Origin of the sequence: Streptomyces sp. NL15-2K, assembly GCF_030551255.1 — a bacterium.
Classification (GTDB): domain Bacteria; phylum Actinomycetota; class Actinomycetes; order Streptomycetales; family Streptomycetaceae; genus Streptomyces.
Map to the genome: position 1 here is coordinate 5,331,081 of NZ_CP130630.1, position 13,556 is coordinate 5,344,636.

Annotated in this window: 13 protein-coding genes; 6 read left to right on the forward strand and 7 right to left on the reverse strand. The window is 70.7% G+C overall.

The genetic code is table 11. The features are described from left to right. The first annotated feature begins 136 nt into the window (after positions 1-136). The 3 genes from Q4V64_RS23790 to Q4V64_RS23800 all read left to right on the forward strand — a co-directional run bounded on the left by Q4V64_RS23790 (position 137) and on the right by Q4V64_RS23800 (position 4,066). Entirely contained in the window at positions 137-949 is an 813-nt protein-coding gene (locus Q4V64_RS23790) for a class I SAM-dependent methyltransferase (RefSeq protein ID WP_124441120.1), read from the forward strand. A 277-nt stretch (positions 950-1,226) separates the two neighbouring features. Then, entirely contained in the window at positions 1,227-2,300 is a 1,074-nt protein-coding gene (locus Q4V64_RS23795) for a C40 family peptidase (protein WP_124441203.1), read from the forward strand. Positions 2,301-2,680: 380 nt separating this feature from the next. Further along, a complete protein-coding gene (locus Q4V64_RS23800) occupies positions 2,681-4,066 on the forward strand; it encodes a response regulator (RefSeq protein ID WP_124441119.1) in 1,386 nt (461 codons plus the stop codon). A gap of 70 nt (positions 4,067-4,136) precedes the next feature. On the opposite strand, the gene Q4V64_RS23805 is transcribed toward Q4V64_RS23800, so the two are convergent. The 4 genes from Q4V64_RS23805 to Q4V64_RS23820 form a co-directional block, all read right to left on the reverse strand. Continuing rightward, positions 4,137-4,469, reverse strand: a complete 333-nt coding sequence (locus tag Q4V64_RS23805; RefSeq protein ID WP_172629279.1) for a DUF2516 family protein — start codon at positions 4,467-4,469, stop codon at positions 4,137-4,139. 129 nt (positions 4,470-4,598) lie between these two features. Continuing rightward, positions 4,599-5,246 carry a hypothetical protein gene (locus Q4V64_RS23810; RefSeq protein WP_124441117.1) on the reverse strand — a complete coding sequence of 216 codons (648 nt, stop codon included), beginning with the start codon at positions 5,244-5,246 and terminating at the stop codon, positions 4,599-4,601. A 93-nt stretch (positions 5,247-5,339) separates the two neighbouring features. After that, positions 5,340-5,870 carry a helix-turn-helix transcriptional regulator gene (locus Q4V64_RS55160; RefSeq protein WP_124441116.1) on the reverse strand — a complete coding sequence of 177 codons (531 nt, stop codon included), beginning with the start codon at positions 5,868-5,870 and terminating at the stop codon, positions 5,340-5,342. 242 nt (positions 5,871-6,112) lie between these two features. Next, on the reverse strand, positions 6,113-6,451 hold the full coding sequence (locus Q4V64_RS23820; RefSeq protein WP_124441115.1) for a helix-turn-helix domain-containing protein: 339 nt from the start codon (positions 6,449-6,451) through the stop codon (positions 6,113-6,115). 75 nt (positions 6,452-6,526) lie between these two features. On the opposite strand from Q4V64_RS23820, the gene Q4V64_RS23825 reads away from it, so the two are divergent. Both Q4V64_RS23825 and Q4V64_RS23830 read left to right on the forward strand, forming a co-directional pair. Beyond that, positions 6,527-7,414 carry an NAD(P)-binding domain-containing protein gene (locus Q4V64_RS23825; protein ID WP_124441114.1) on the forward strand — a complete coding sequence of 296 codons (888 nt, stop codon included), beginning with the start codon at positions 6,527-6,529 and terminating at the stop codon, positions 7,412-7,414. Between the two features lie 254 nt (positions 7,415-7,668). Next, positions 7,669-8,508 (forward strand): nitroreductase/quinone reductase family protein, encoded by an 840-nt coding sequence (locus Q4V64_RS23830; protein ID WP_124441113.1) that lies wholly within the window; start codon positions 7,669-7,671, stop codon positions 8,506-8,508. Between the two features lie 138 nt (positions 8,509-8,646). On the opposite strand, the gene Q4V64_RS23835 is transcribed toward Q4V64_RS23830, so the two are convergent. The 3 genes from Q4V64_RS23835 to Q4V64_RS23845 all read right to left on the reverse strand — a co-directional run bounded on the left by Q4V64_RS23835 (position 8,647) and on the right by Q4V64_RS23845 (position 12,617). Then, positions 8,647-10,752, reverse strand: a complete 2,106-nt coding sequence (locus tag Q4V64_RS23835; RefSeq protein ID WP_124441112.1) for an AAA family ATPase — start codon at positions 10,750-10,752, stop codon at positions 8,647-8,649. Between the two features lie 55 nt (positions 10,753-10,807). Beyond that, positions 10,808-11,419 carry a TetR family transcriptional regulator gene (locus Q4V64_RS23840; RefSeq protein WP_124441111.1) on the reverse strand — a complete coding sequence of 204 codons (612 nt, stop codon included), beginning with the start codon at positions 11,417-11,419 and terminating at the stop codon, positions 10,808-10,810. A 94-nt stretch (positions 11,420-11,513) separates the two neighbouring features. After that, the gene (locus Q4V64_RS23845; protein WP_124441110.1) at positions 11,514-12,617 is read right to left on the reverse strand and encodes a phosphotransferase; all 1,104 of its coding nucleotides are present in this window, start codon (positions 12,615-12,617) and stop codon (positions 11,514-11,516) included. A gap of 175 nt (positions 12,618-12,792) precedes the next feature. Between Q4V64_RS23845 and Q4V64_RS23850 the strand changes: the two genes are divergently transcribed. Next, positions 12,793-13,539: an HAD-IA family hydrolase gene (locus tag Q4V64_RS23850; protein WP_124441109.1), complete on the forward strand. Its 747-nt coding sequence runs from the start codon at positions 12,793-12,795 to the stop codon at positions 13,537-13,539. The last annotated feature ends 17 nt before the right edge of the window (positions 13,540-13,556 follow it).

A 13,556-nucleotide genomic window follows, 5' to 3' on the forward strand; every position in this document is an offset into this window, starting at 1 on the left:
ATTCCCATTCCGGGCGCGGGGGTTTTTGCCGAGGCATTACCCCAGATCGCTCAACCGTTCGAGGGCGGGGTGCGTCGGGAAGGCGGTGGAAGCCAGGACGGCAGAGGCCACCCAGGGCCCCTTTACCCTCGTACGCATGACATCCCGCGCAGCCACCCGCCCCGTGGGAACGGTGACGCGCGGGACGACCAACCCCAACCGCCTGCGCCGCATGGACCGCTGGATCGCGGCCGCGCACGGCGCCGCACTGCGCCGCGCCGCCGATCCCGTCGCCGTCGACCTCGGCTACGGCGCCGCCCCCTGGACGGCCGTCGAACTGCTCGCCCGCCTGCGTACCGTCGCCCCACGCGCGCGCGTGGTCGGCGTCGAGATCGAACCGGCCCGGGTCGCGGCGGCGAGGCCGTACGAGCGCGACGGGCTCGCCTTCCGGCACGGCGGCTTCGAGATCCCGCTCCCCCGGCGGCCCCATCTCATCCGTGCCGCCAACGTGCTGCGGCAGTACGACGAAGCAGAGGTCGCCGCCGTATGGGAGCGGCTGTGCGGGCGGCTCGTCCCGGCGTCCGGGACCTCACCCGGCGGGCTGCTGGTCGAGGGGACCTGCGACGAGATCGGGCGCCGGCACGTGTGGGTCGCGCTCGGTCCGGAAGGGCCGCGCACGGTCACCTTCGCGACCCGGCTGGGCTCCCTGGAGCGCCCTTCGGACCTCGCCGAGCGCCTGCCGAAGGCGCTCATCCACCGCAACGTCCCCGGCGAGCCGGTGCACGCCTTCCTCCGCGACTTCGACCGCGCGTGGGCGGCCGCCGCGCCCTACGCCTCGTACGGCGCCCGCCAGCGCTGGATCCGGGCGGTGCGGGACCTGGCGGCCGACTGGCCGGTGACGGACGGGCCCGTCCGGTGGCGGCAGGGCGAAGTGACGGTGGCGTGGAGGGCGTTGGCGCCGCGCCGCTGAACCCGGTCCCGCGGATACCTCCCGGCCGGCGGGGAACGATCTCCGTGAGTCGTTCGTCACACAGGCGGGGAGATCGTCTTGCCTGGGATGGACCGGGGATGGGCCGGAGATGGACCGGGGATGGAGGGGCGGGAAGGGAGGGGCGGAGAGGGGGAAGCACTGACTCCGTCGTCGTGCACACCCTGCGCGTGGACCTCTGTCGTTTTGCGCGCATTCATGGCACGATCCCCCAGGCATCCGTAAGTTACTGACGGTTAATCAGTTTGGGGGCATGGGTATGCGTACGGGCAAGCGTGGCCTGATCGCGGCGGCCGTGACCGTGGTCTGCGCGGTCACCGTGCTGGCGGCTCCGGGCACGGCGTTCGCGAGTCCCAGCCCGACACCGACCCCGACCGCGTCCCCGAGCCCCTTGCCCAACAAGGACCTTGAGGCCGTACGCCTGAAGCTCGACCAGCTCTACCGCGAGGCCGCCGCCGCCACGGACGCGTACAACGCCGCCGAGGAGAAGGCCGAGAAGCAGTCGGCGGAGATCGTGCAGCTGGCGAAGAAGATCGTCGAGGGCCAGGAGAAGCTGGACGAGTTGAAGGAGCGCGCGGGTGCCGCCGCCCGCGCGCAGTACCGCAGCGGCGGGCTGCCGGACGAGGCGCAGCTGATGCTCAGCGACAACCCGCGGCAGTTCCTCGACGGCGCCGGCCGGGTGCTCCAGGGCCAGCGCGCCACCAAGGCCCTGATCGGCGAAATGACCCGCACCCAGCAGGACTTGGAGCTGTACGCCAAGGACGCCTCCGCCCAGTGGAAGAAGCTGGAGGCGGGCCGCAAGGCCAAGGCGGCGGCCCAGAAGAAGATCGAGAAGCAGATCGCGGCCGCCGAGAAGCTCGAATCCCGGCTGGAGAAGGCGGACAAGGAGCGCCTCGCCCGGCTGGAGGAGGAGGCCGCCCTCAAGGCCCAGACCGCCTGGCTCGACACCGGCGTCCTCGACGACGTCAGCGGCGAGGCCACGGAGGCGGGCAAGAAGGCGGTGAAGTACGCCACGGCCCAGATCGGAAAGCCGTACGGATGGGGCGAGGAGGGACCGAAGGCGTACGACTGCTCCGGCCTGACCTCACAGGCCTGGGCGAGCGCCGGGACGGCCATCCCGCGTACCTCGCAGGAGCAGTGGAAGCAGCTGAAGCGGGTCGACGTCGAGGACATGCGCCCCGGAGACCTGATCATCTACTTCAAGGACGCCAGTCACGTCGCGATGTACATCGGCGACGGGGCGATGGTGCACGCCCCGCGGCCGAACCGCACGGTGACGATCGCAGGGGCGGGGTCCATGCCGATCCTCGCGGTGGTACGGCCGGGGGCGTGAGCCCGGCGATCGTGTAAACGGGTAAACCCGGTGAGCGTGTAAACGGGTAAACCCGGTGAGCGTAAACGGGTAAACCCGGTGAGCCTGGCGGCAAGAGGGTAAGCCGGGCAATCCGGACGGCTCTCGTGACCACCACCACGTGACCTGCCCCACGCCCAAACCCCCGCCAAACCCCCGGGGGACGTGACCTTCGTCATCCCCCGCCCGCCGCCGACCTGTCCAACTGCGATACGGATCGCGGCATATGACAGCGGCCAGCGTCCACGCGACCTGCCTCACACCATTCCGTTGCGGCGCCGACAACCGCTATGGTCCCCGTCGGTAGGTCGAGGTCCCTCGCCCTGCCCGTGCCCTCGGGGGGAGGGAAGGAACCCAAGACGATGCCCGTACCCATACCGCGGCAGAGAGGGATCCCGGCCGTGGAGAGTGGTCAGGCGCAGCCCGCGTCCTCAGGCACCGGCCCCTCCAGGGAAGAGTCCCCGCTCACGCAGGACCCGGCCGGAAAAACCACGGCCGGAAAAACCGGCGCCACGCCCACGAACGCCGCCGCGACCGCCACGACCGCCAGGACCGCCACGACCGCCACGACCGCCACGACCAACCTGACGCTGCTGGTGATCGAGGACGATCCGGGCGGCTCGACGGTCGTGCCCGAGCTGCTGGACTCGGCCGGCAAGCCGATCCGCGTCCGCACCGCCCGCAACCTCACCGAGGCCGAGCGGCTGCTCACCGACGACGTCCAGTGCATCCTGCTGGACCTCGCGCTGCCCGCCCCGGGCCGGGCCGAGGACGACGACGAGCTGGCCGTACTGAAGCACGTACTGAAGCTCGCGCCCCGGCACGCCGTCCTCGCGCTCACCGCGTCCGGTGACGCCGAACGCGGCGCCGACGCGGTGCGGGTGGGCGCCCAGGACTACCTCTTCCGGGACGAGCTGGACGGACGGCTGCTGAGCCGGGCGATCCGGTACGCGGTGGAGCGGAAACGGTCCGACACGGCCGAGCGACGGCTCGCCGAGGGCCGGATGCGCGCCCAGGAGAACCGCCGCCTGGAACGCGGCCTGCTGCCCACACCGCTGCTCGATGGCTCCCCGCTCCGCTTCGCCGCCCGCTACCGCCCCGGCCGCTCGCGCGCCCTGCTCGGCGGTGACTTCTACGACACTGTCCGCACCCCGGACGGCACGGTCCACGCCATGATCGGCGACGTCTGCGGCCACGGCCCGGACGAGGCGGCGCTCGGCGTGGAGCTGCGCATCGCGTGGCGCGCGCTGACCCTGGCGGGGCTGTGCGGCGACGAACTCCTCGGCACCCTCCAGCAGGTCCTGGAGCACGAGCGCTCCGACGAAGAGATCTTCGCGACCCTGTGCACGGTGGACATCTCCCCCGACGGCCGCCGCGCGGGCCTGTGCCTGGCCGGACACCCGTCCCCCCTGGTCGCCCGCCCGGGCCGGCCGGCCCAACTGCTGCCGTACGACAACAACGGCCCCGCCCTCGGCCTGCTGCCCGGCGCCCGCTGGCCGCGGATGCAGGTGGAGCTGGGCGCCGAGTGGAGCCTGATGCTCTACACCGACGGCCTGATCGAGGGCCGCGTCGGCAAGGGCGGGGAGCGGCTCGGTCAGGACGGCATGGTGGCCATGGTCCGCCGACAGCTCTCCGAGGGTTTGCGCGGCGAGGAGTTGCTGCGGGCCGCGGTGAACGAGGTGCGGGACCTCAACGGGGGCGAGCTGACGGACGACGTGGCGGTCGTGCTGCTGGACCGGGTGCCGTAACCGGGCCGGGCAGGACCGAGCGCCTCAACGCTGCCGGGCCCGCCGAGCGCCTCGACGCCGCGTCAGATACTCAGCGACCGCCGTTGTAGGGCCCGTAAGGCCCGTCGCTGCTGGAGCCCCGGCGGCTGCGGCCGCCGCCCGGGAGGCCGCGCAGGGCGGGGCGGACGTCGACCATGTACACGATCGTCGCGATGAGGCCGATGATCGGCAGGAACGACAGGATGTTGAAGATCAGGTTCACCACGAAGGCGAGCCCGAGGATGATCAGCCAGAAAGGCTTGGTCTTCTTGTCGGCCGCGCGATAGGCGTCCTCGCGGCGCGTGGCGGCGTCGATCAACGCGAAGCCGCTGAAAAGGATCAGGGCCATGCTCAGCAGCCACATGAACCCTGCGAACCCCTGCATCAGCACTACGTCCACCACCCGACTCGGCTCGTCCCTACGCGGTCACCGTACCCGGTCCCGCAAGCCCGCTACCCGAACAACGGGCCGAGCACTCCGAGAGTGCCCGGCCCGGCATCCTGCCGCCGCTTCTTACTTCGCGGGCGGCGTGGTCTTCTTGGCGGTGGTGGTCTTGCGGGCCGGAGCCTTCTTGGCGGCGGGCTTCTTCGCCGGGGCGGGGGCGGCCTCGGCCTCGGCGGGCTTCGGCTCCTCCTTGACCTCGACCGGCTGCGGCTTCGGCTCGGTCTTCGGCTCCAGTTCCTCGATCTCCTCGGCGGCCTCGCCGCGCCAGACCTTCACGGCCTGCTCGCCGTGCTCGGCGACCTTCTCGTAGGTCTCGCGGGCCTTGACCGCGTACTCGGCGGCGACGCCGACACTGCGCAGGGCGAAGTCCTGGGCGCTCTCGCCGAACTTCTTCAGGTCCGCGTCGATCGTGCTGCCGAGCTTCTTGAAGTCACCGTCGAGGGTGGTGATGAACTCGCCGACCTTGGCCTGGAGGGTCTCCTGCGCCTCCTTGGCCTTGGCACCGGCCTCCTTGGCGCGCGCCTGGGCCTTCTCCTGGACGGCCTTGGGGTCGGTGTTGCGGACCGCGTCGATGCGGGACGGGGCCTCGGCGCGCAGCTGCTCCACCAGACCCGGCACCTTCTTGGCCTGCTGCAGGGCCAGGTCGGCCGTGCCGGCGGCGAAGTAGAACGGGGTCGGGTCGCTGAAGGTCTTGCGCAGGTCGTCGGTGATGGCCATGGTGAGGGTCCTCCCGGATTCACGTTCGGCTGAGGGTTTTGTGGTCCGCAGTCGGGCGGTCGGCGGCTGTCACTGCCACTCCCGTGGCCAGGTCTAACCGGCCGCCTGCTGCGGGTCGGCGTCGCTGTCGCCGGTCGTGCGGGTGCCGTCCACGGCGTTGGCTCTGTCCTGAGCGTCCTGGGCGTCCTGGGCGTCCTGGGCATCCTTCGCGCCGTCGCTCCGCGCGTCCTGCGCGATCTGCCCGTCCGCACCGGAGGTCTCGTCGCCGTCGATCCCGAATCCGTTCTCCTTGCGGAAGGACTCGTAGATCTGGAGCAGCACCTGCTTCTGCCGCTCGTTCAGCGTGGGATCGGCGAGTATGACGGCACGCGTCTCCACCTCGTCGAGATCCCGCTCGGCGTCGAGAATTCCGGCACGCACGTACAAGGTCTCGGCGGAGATCCGCAGCGCCTTGGCGACCTGCTGCAGCACCTCCGCGCTCGGCTTGCGCAGCCCGCGCTCGATCTGGCTCAGATACGGATTGGACACCCCGGCGGCATCGGCGAGCTGCCTGAGCGACAGCTGCGCGTTGCGCCGCTGCTCGCGCAGGTATTCACCGAGATTGCCGACGTTGAGCGTTGCCATGCCTCCACCTTGCACCACCGCCGCTAACTATTGCAAGCACCTGCTTGCAAAAGTGCGCCACGCCACGCGCGGGACCACTCGTCCGGCCCGACCCATCTTGTCCGTTCACGGTCCGAGGTAGGTGTACGTGCGGGCGTACACGCCGAAGCCCGTGGACTCATAGAGCCGTTCGGGAACGCCGTACCCACTTTTTTGTGGGTACTTGGCAGCGCGCGGGGCACGGCGGAGGCTGGTGGCAGTGATCAGGGGGCGGCCATCTTCTCCAGGCGGCGGTGGCCCCAGTCGGAAAGGGGGGTCAGAGCCTCGGAGAGTTCGCGGCCGAAGTCCGTGAGGGAGTAGACGGTCTTCAGCGGCAGTACGTCGTGCACTTCGCGGTGCACCAGCCCGTCCGTCTCCATCTCGCGCAGCGCCTGCGTCAGCACCTTCTCGGTGAGGCCGGGCAGCCGGCGGCGCAGTTCGCCCGGGCGGTGCGGGCCGGACTCCAGCAGCCACAGCAGCGTGGTCTTCCACTTGCCGTCGATCACGGAGATCGCGGCGGTCACTCCACAGACGTTCGGGTCATGGGCACGTCCGCGCGTCACGCCTACCCCTTTCATCAGCCTTCGTCAGCAATTGTCAGTTTTTTCAATCGTAGCTGTTCTCAAGGGAGTTGAACCTTGTCCACGTCCACTGACCAGTCTGCCGTCACCGTCCTCGGTCTGGGCCCGATGGGCCGGGCGCTGGCCGGCGCCTTCGTGGCCGCCGGGCTGCGGACCACGGTCTGGAACCGCACGCCGGGCCGGGACGGTGAGCTGCTCAAGCGCGGGGCGATCGGTGCCGGGTCGGCGGCCGAGGCGGTCGCCGCGAGCCCGCTGACCGTCGTCTGCGTCGTGAACTACGACGCGTCCGACAGCGTCCTGCGGGACGAGGCCGTCACCGCCGCCCTCAAGGGCCGTACCGTCGTGAACCTGACCGCCGACATCCCCGACCGCGCCCGGGACACGGCGCACTGGGCGGCGGCCCACGGGATCCGCTACCTGGACGGCGCGATCATGACGCCGACGCCGACCATCGGGACCCCGGACGCGGTGTTCATCCACAGCGGGCCCACGGAGCTGTACCGGGAGCACCGGCCGGTGCTGGACGCGCTGGACGGCACCCACACCCACCTCGGCGAGGAGATCGGCCGGGCCGCCGGTTACGACATCGCCCTGCTCGACATCTTCTGGACGGCGATGGCCGGCTACGCGCACGCGGTGGCGGTGGCCCGGGCCGAGGGCATCACCGCGCGGGACCTGGCCCCCTTCGCCCAGGGCATCGCCGCGATCCTGCCACCGCTCTTCGAGGAGTGGGCGGACGACGTCGACAACGGCAGCTTCTCCGGCGAGCTCAACCCGATCACCTCGACGGTGTCCTCGATGGCCCACATCGTCCACGCCTCCGAGGCCCACGGCATCGACGCGAGTGTGATGCGCGCGGCCGAGGGCCAGGCCCGCAGGGTCATCGCGCTCGGCCACGGCACGGACGGGTACATGCGGGTCACGGAGCTGCTGGGCCGCCGTTGAGGCGACCATCCGGCCGGGAAACCGGCGGAAAACCGATGGCGGCCGTCATGCGGGGCCAGTACCGTCCCCCGCATGACTGCCGGGTCGGCCTCGTGCCGTGAGCGAGTTGGGTGCCCGGCCTCTGAGTGAGGCCGGGGCGGGCCAGGAGCCCGCCTCTTTCTCTGCGCCGCCTTCGAAACACCTTGAAGGACCTTCGAAAACCTTCGAAGACCTTCCAGAGAAGCCAGCGACAGCGAAATGAGAAAGAAGACAGCGTGCCCAACCCTTTCAATGAACCGATCATCGAAGAGTTCCGCGCCAACAAGGGCCGCGTAGGCGGCTACTTCGAGGGCGCCCGACTGATCCTCCTCACCACCACCGGCGCCCGCACCGGCACCCCGCACACCACCCCGGTCGGCTACCTCCCCGACGGCGACGGCCGCGTCCTCGTCATCGCCTCGGCCGGCGGCGCGGACCGGCACCCGCACTGGTACACCAACCTCCTCGCGCATCCCCACGTCACCATCGACAGCGGCGCGTTCACCTACGAGGCGCGGGCCGTCGTACTGCAAGGCGAGGAGCGCGACCGGGCCTTCGCGCGGGCCGTCGAGGCGGACCCTGGCTGGGCGGAGTACCAGCAGAAGACGGAGCGGGTGATCCCGGTGGTCGCCCTGCACGAGATCGCCCAGGACGGTCCGCCGAACATCAACGCCGGTTCCATGGGCGAGGCGATCAAGGTCGTCCATGACGCCTTCCGGCGCGAACTCGCCCTGATTCGCCAGGAGATGAGCGCCGGCACGTCCACGCTCGGCGCCCAGCTCCGCGTGAACTGCCTGACCTTCTGCCAGGGCCTGCACAACCACCACACCGGCGAGGACCTCGGCATGTTCCCGGTCCTCGCCGACCGGTACCCGGATGCCGCGCCCGCCCTGGCACGCCTGCGACACGAGCACGAGCGGATCGCCGAGCTCGTCGAGGAACTGCGCCGGACGGTGACCGCCGAGAACGCCGACCCGGCCACCGCCCGCGCCGAGGTCGAACGCCTCACGGCCGAGCTCGAGGCCCATCTGACGTACGAGGAAGAGCAGTTGATCCCGCTCCTCGCCGCCGCCTGAGCCATGGGGGCACCTCGCAGAGGAGGTGCCCCCCTAGGGCCTGTCCGGCGGATCATGCCGCAGACGCGGGGTCTGGCACGCCCATCTGCGTTCATTAGTCGCCGCCGATTTCCTGCGACCTGATCCGCCGGACAGGCCCTACAGCGGCTGGAACGGCAGCGCCCTCCCGTGCACCACCTCCAGCCGCGACACCGCCCGCGTCAGCACCACGTACAGCCGGTGCAGCCCCCGCTGCTCCGCCTCCGCGATCGCGGCCGGCTCGACGGCGACGACATGGTCGTACTCCAGGCCCTTGACGACACTCGCCGGCACCAGACTCACCCGGGCGCCCAGCTCCTGCGGGCCGGCCGCCGCGATCCCGGCCGCGTCGAGGGCGTCGCGCACGGCGGGCACGTCCGCGTCGGCCGCGACGACCCCGACGGACCCCTCGCGTGCCAGCGCGTCGCGTACGGCGTCCACGACCGCGCCCGGCAGATCGCCCGCCGCCTCCCGGATCCTCAGCTCCCCGTCGCCGCGCAGGGACCGGCCCGGCGGCACGTCCACGTCGAGCCGTTCCAGCAGCCGGTTGGCGAGCGTCACGACGGCCTCCGGCACCCGGAACCCGATGGTCAGCGGCACCACGGCCGCGTCCGGCTTCCCCAGGTGCCGCAGGGCCGTGTCCCACGACCGGGCCGCCCACGGCGAGGTCCCCTGCGCCAGGTCGCCGAGGACGGTGAGCGAGCCGAAGGCGGCCCGCCGGGCGATCGCCCGGCACTCCATCGGGGACAGGTCCTGCGCCTCGTCGACGACGAGATGGCCGTACCCTGCCGGATGCTCGATCAGCCCGGCCACCTCGTCGAGCAGGACGAGGTCGGCGGCCGACCAGCGCGCCGATTTCCAGGACCGCGGCGGCTTCGCCCACAGCAGCGCCTTCCGCTCGTCGCCGTCCAGCAGCCCTTCGGCGGCGGTCGCCAGGACCTCCGGCTCGGTGAGGAGTTCGGCCACGACCTCCTCCGGCCGCACCCGGGGCCATACGGCGTCGACGTACGCCCCGATCGCCCGTGACCGCTCGATCTTCCGCACCCAGGCGTTCGGCTGCGGCCCGGCCCGCCGCTCGGCCCGCATGAGCACGTACCGCACGACCCGGCTGCGCACCCGCTCCCGCCCGACACCGTACGGCGGCTCCTCGGCCCGCACGTCGTGCAGGATCCGCGCGAGTTCCTCGGCGGGCACCCGCCAGTGGTACGACCCGTCGGGCACGGCGAGGGAACCCACCCCGTCCGCCGACACACGCGCGTACAGCGCCCTGCGCAGCACCTCGGCCATCCGGGCGTCGTGCTTGACCATGGCGGTCCGCTCGCCGTCGGCCCCGGTGACCGGGTGCCGGGCGATCTCCTCCAGGAGCGTCGACTGCCGCACGCCGGTCTCGCCGAGGGCCGGGAGCACCTGCGAGATGTACGACAGGAAGGTGCGGTTGGGTCCCAGGATCAGCAGGCCGCCGCGCCGGATGCGCTGCGGGTGGGTGTAGAGCAGGTAGGCGGCGCGGTGCAGGCCGACGGCGGTCTTGCCGGTGCCCGGAGCGCCCTGCACGCACACCGACAGCGCCAGGTCCCCTCGTACGAGATCGTCCTGCTCGGGCTGGATGGTCGCGGCGATGTCCCGCATCGGGCCGACCCGGGGCCGCTCGATCTCGCGGGCCACGATGTCACTGGCCAAGATGTCGCCGGCCAAGATGTCGCTGACCTGGGACTCGGCCCGGCACTCGCCGTGGTCCAGGTGCTCGTCCTCCAGGCCGGTGAGGTCGGCGGAGTCGCCCCGGCTGCCGGGGGCCCAGCCGAAGCGGCGGCGGACGGCGACGCCCTGCGGGTCGCGGGCGCTCGCCTGGTAGAAGGCGCGGGAGACGGGGGCGCGCCAGTCGACGACGAGGGGCGGGGCGGCGGGGTGCTCGCTGATCCGGAGGCGGCCGACGTGCAGTGCTTGATCAGCGGCCTCCGGCCGCGGGCTCTGCCCGGCGTGTTCTCCGTCCGAGAAGTCCAGCCGGCCGAAGAACAGCGGCCCTTCGGGCAGCTCCCCCAGCTGCTTGGCCTGGCTGCGCAGCTGGTAGCCGAGGACTTCGGCGTCGGCACCGGAGGCGGAGACGTCCTCGCCGGTGACGACCTGTTCCCGGGCGCCGTCGACCATGGCGGCGAGGGCGGTGCGGCAGCGGTCGTGGTGGGCTCGTTCGTGATCGAGGGCCTGCCGGAGGGCGGGGTCGGGTGACGTCATTCCGACGAGCGTACCGGAATAACGTAACCGAGTTAAATTTCTTACCGAGACTCAATCAAGCGAGATGCGGCAGCCCCGCCGCCAGCTGCCCGAACGCCCGCTCCGCCGCGGCCACCGCATCCGCCCGCACGTCCGCCACCCGCTCCCCGGCCGCGATCCGCCGCCAGTTCTCCTGCGCGAGGATCCGCCGCACGGCGATGATCTGACCGGCGGCCAGCCGGGCCTCCAGTCCGCCGCCGAGGGCCTCGGCGAGCGCGGCCTCGGAACGCTCCACGAAGCCGTACGCGCGCGCGACCAGGGAGGGAGTCCCGTAGAGCAGCTTGTGGAAGGCGAGCACCTCGGGGTGATCGTTGAGCCCGGTGACGGGGTCGCAGCGCTCGAGCCCCTCCAGGAAGTGCCGCCGCAGCGCCTCCAGAGGCGTGGGCCCCTCGCCCACGATCCGCGCGGCCTCGTCCTCGTGATCGGCGATCCGGTGCAGGACGAGGTCCTCCTTGGCCGGGAAGTAGCGGAAGAGGGTCGGCTTGGAGATCTCGGCGGCGGCCGCGATCTCGGCGACGGACACCGCGTCGAAGCCCTTCTCCAGGAACAGCCGGATCGCGATGTCCGACACCACCTGGTACATCCGCTGCTTCTTCCGCTCGCGCAGCCCCGCCTCGCCGGTGCTCATGGCCGTTCCGTCCTAGGAGCCTGTGTCACGCCTCTTCGAGGAAGAGAGCATACGAGTCGACGACCACGCCCGCTCCCGCCCACCGCACGCCCGGTTACCCGGAAACGATTCGCCCCGCGCCCGCATGGGACCGCTGCCAGCGCACGAGTGCGGCCACGATCTGCCATGAGCTCGGCACCGACTCCAACCCCAGGGGGACAGCCGCCGCGGCCAGGATTCTCCGCAGTTTCAGTCCGGCACGGACGAACCGACGCCAGTGGGAGTCCGGTCCGGAGCCCAGCGAGAGGGCCACGCGGATGACATCGGTGAAGACGGACTGCGCCCTTTTGTAGTCGATGAGCAGCGGAAGATCGTGCTCCCATCCACTGGAGCTGCCCGGGCGGATCTCTTCTACGACCGCGCTCCACCGCTGCGTCATCCGCTCTTCCTGCCACTTCGGGTACCGCATCAGGTACAGGTGCGTGGCCAGGTCGTACAGCGGGTCGCCCAGCATCGCCAATTCCCAGTCGATCGTCCAGAGTTCGCGCTCCGGGGCGACGATGAAGTTCTCTCTGTGCAGATCGGCGTGCAGCAGGCAGAAGGGCCGCTGCGCGAGCCCGGTCACATGGGCCCGGAGCCACTTGAACGAAACCCTGCTCAGGCCGAGATCCTCGAAGAGACTTTCGAACAGCGGCAGGTTTCGCGCATAGACACGCTCTTCGGTGAAATGAATCAGCCGCTCAAGGAATCCCTCCGTGTCACCGTCCTTGGGCCGGTCCACGGCCTCGCACCGCCGCTCGGCGTGCATGGTCCCGGGACTCACGGCGGCCAGCTGCCGGAAAACGTCGACAATCTGGTCGAAAATCTCCTCAGGGACCGCCTCGCCGGAGGGATAGAGCGAGCCGAGCGTCACTCCTTCGATGAACCGCTGCAAGCCGGTGCGGTCGACCTCGATGATGTCCGGAATACGGGAGATCCGCCCAGCAAGGGCACTCAGCAACTGCTCCTCGGAGACGAAGCAGCGCCGGTCGAACCAGAGAAGATTGCTGCGCGGCTCCCGGCACTTCCAGCGGACGGGAGCCGGCGATGCCGTTTCCCCCGGCAGCGGAAACACATACGTCTCGTGGTGGTAACCGTGGAGTGGTCCCTCGACCATTCCCGGATCGCCACTCACCTCGACCGCACGCAGTCGAGCACCGGAAGTTGATTCGGGTGACATTGCCCGTTTTCTCTCGCCTCGAGCCCTGTCGCAGGGTACGCAAGTGTCAGCACATTACTCCCCGTCGGCGAGCATCGTGGCAGAAGCCCCGCCGCGCGTCGAAACCGGCAGCTGCTGAGCTGGCCGCGCGGCCACGCCGTGGTCCACACTGAACCGGGTGGCCAGGAGGAGACCCATGAGTGAGGCACCCGACGAGCATGACGTTCTGCGGCGGCTGCTCGACCGCACGCAAGCGGTGCTCTTCGACTTCGACGGTCCTGTCGCGGACCTGTTCAGGGGCATCTCGACCGCACCGGTGGCCGACGAGATCAAGGACGCGGTGCGCGGTCTGTGGGGCGCACTGGACCAGACCGTCGAGGACTGCGACGACTCGCACGGCATCCTCCAGCGCGTCAGGGACATGTACGACCGGCGCCGCTGGGCCGACCCCGGTCGAGAGGCACTCGAAGCGGCGGAACGCATCGTGACGGAGCACGAGTTCGACGCGGTGAAGTCGGCGATTCCGGAAACGTACTTCGCCGACCTCGTGGAGGCGCTGCAAGACCTCCACCTGCGTCTCGCGATCGTGAGCAACAACGCGGACGGCCCGATCATGGAGTTCCTCAAGTGCCTCGGTCTCCAGTCGAAGTTCGACGTCGTAGAGGGGCGTGATCCACGCGAGCCGCGCCACATGAAGCCCCACCCCGACTCCGTGAACCGTGCTCTCACACAGCTGGAGCTGTCGCATCTCCCTTCCGCCTGCCTCTTCATCGGAGATCAGCTCACCGACTTGGAGGCGTCCCTCGATGCGGGAACACGGTTCATCGGATACACCCGTTCGACCGAGCGCGCAGAAGAGATGCGGCGCCGCGGCGCCGACTGGGTCGTGTCGTCGCACGAGCCGCTCCTCAGGGCGGCCCAGGCACCGCGGAACGTGAACTGACCTTCTGGTACAGCCGA

What these genes read in the sequence shown, in the direction of transcription:
- Q4V64_RS23850 (WP_124441109.1), top strand. Translation starts at nt 12,793, where the DNA reads ATGAGTGAGGCACCCGACGAGCATGACGTTCTGCGGCGGCTGCTCGAC.
- Q4V64_RS23835 (WP_124441112.1), bottom strand. Translation starts at nt 10,752, where the DNA reads ATGACGTCACCCGACCCCGCCCTCCGGCAGGCCCTCGATCACGAACGA.
- Q4V64_RS23795 (WP_124441203.1), top strand. Translation starts at nt 1,227, where the DNA reads ATGCGTACGGGCAAGCGTGGCCTGATCGCGGCGGCCGTGACCGTGGTC.
- Q4V64_RS55160 (WP_124441116.1), bottom strand. Translation starts at nt 5,870, where the DNA reads ATGGCAACGCTCAACGTCGGCAATCTCGGTGAATACCTGCGCGAGCAG.
- Q4V64_RS23840 (WP_124441111.1), bottom strand. Translation starts at nt 11,419, where the DNA reads ATGAGCACCGGCGAGGCGGGGCTGCGCGAGCGGAAGAAGCAGCGGATG.
- Q4V64_RS23805 (WP_172629279.1), bottom strand. Translation starts at nt 4,469, where the DNA reads ATGCAGGGGTTCGCAGGGTTCATGTGGCTGCTGAGCATGGCCCTGATC.
- Q4V64_RS23790 (WP_124441120.1), top strand. Translation starts at nt 137, where the DNA reads ATGACATCCCGCGCAGCCACCCGCCCCGTGGGAACGGTGACGCGCGGG.
- Q4V64_RS23845 (WP_124441110.1), bottom strand. Translation starts at nt 12,617, where the DNA reads ATGTCACCCGAATCAACTTCCGGTGCTCGACTGCGTGCGGTCGAGGTG.
- Q4V64_RS23810 (WP_124441117.1), bottom strand. Translation starts at nt 5,246, where the DNA reads ATGGCCATCACCGACGACCTGCGCAAGACCTTCAGCGACCCGACCCCG.
- Q4V64_RS23800 (WP_124441119.1), top strand. Translation starts at nt 2,681, where the DNA reads ATGCCCGTACCCATACCGCGGCAGAGAGGGATCCCGGCCGTGGAGAGT.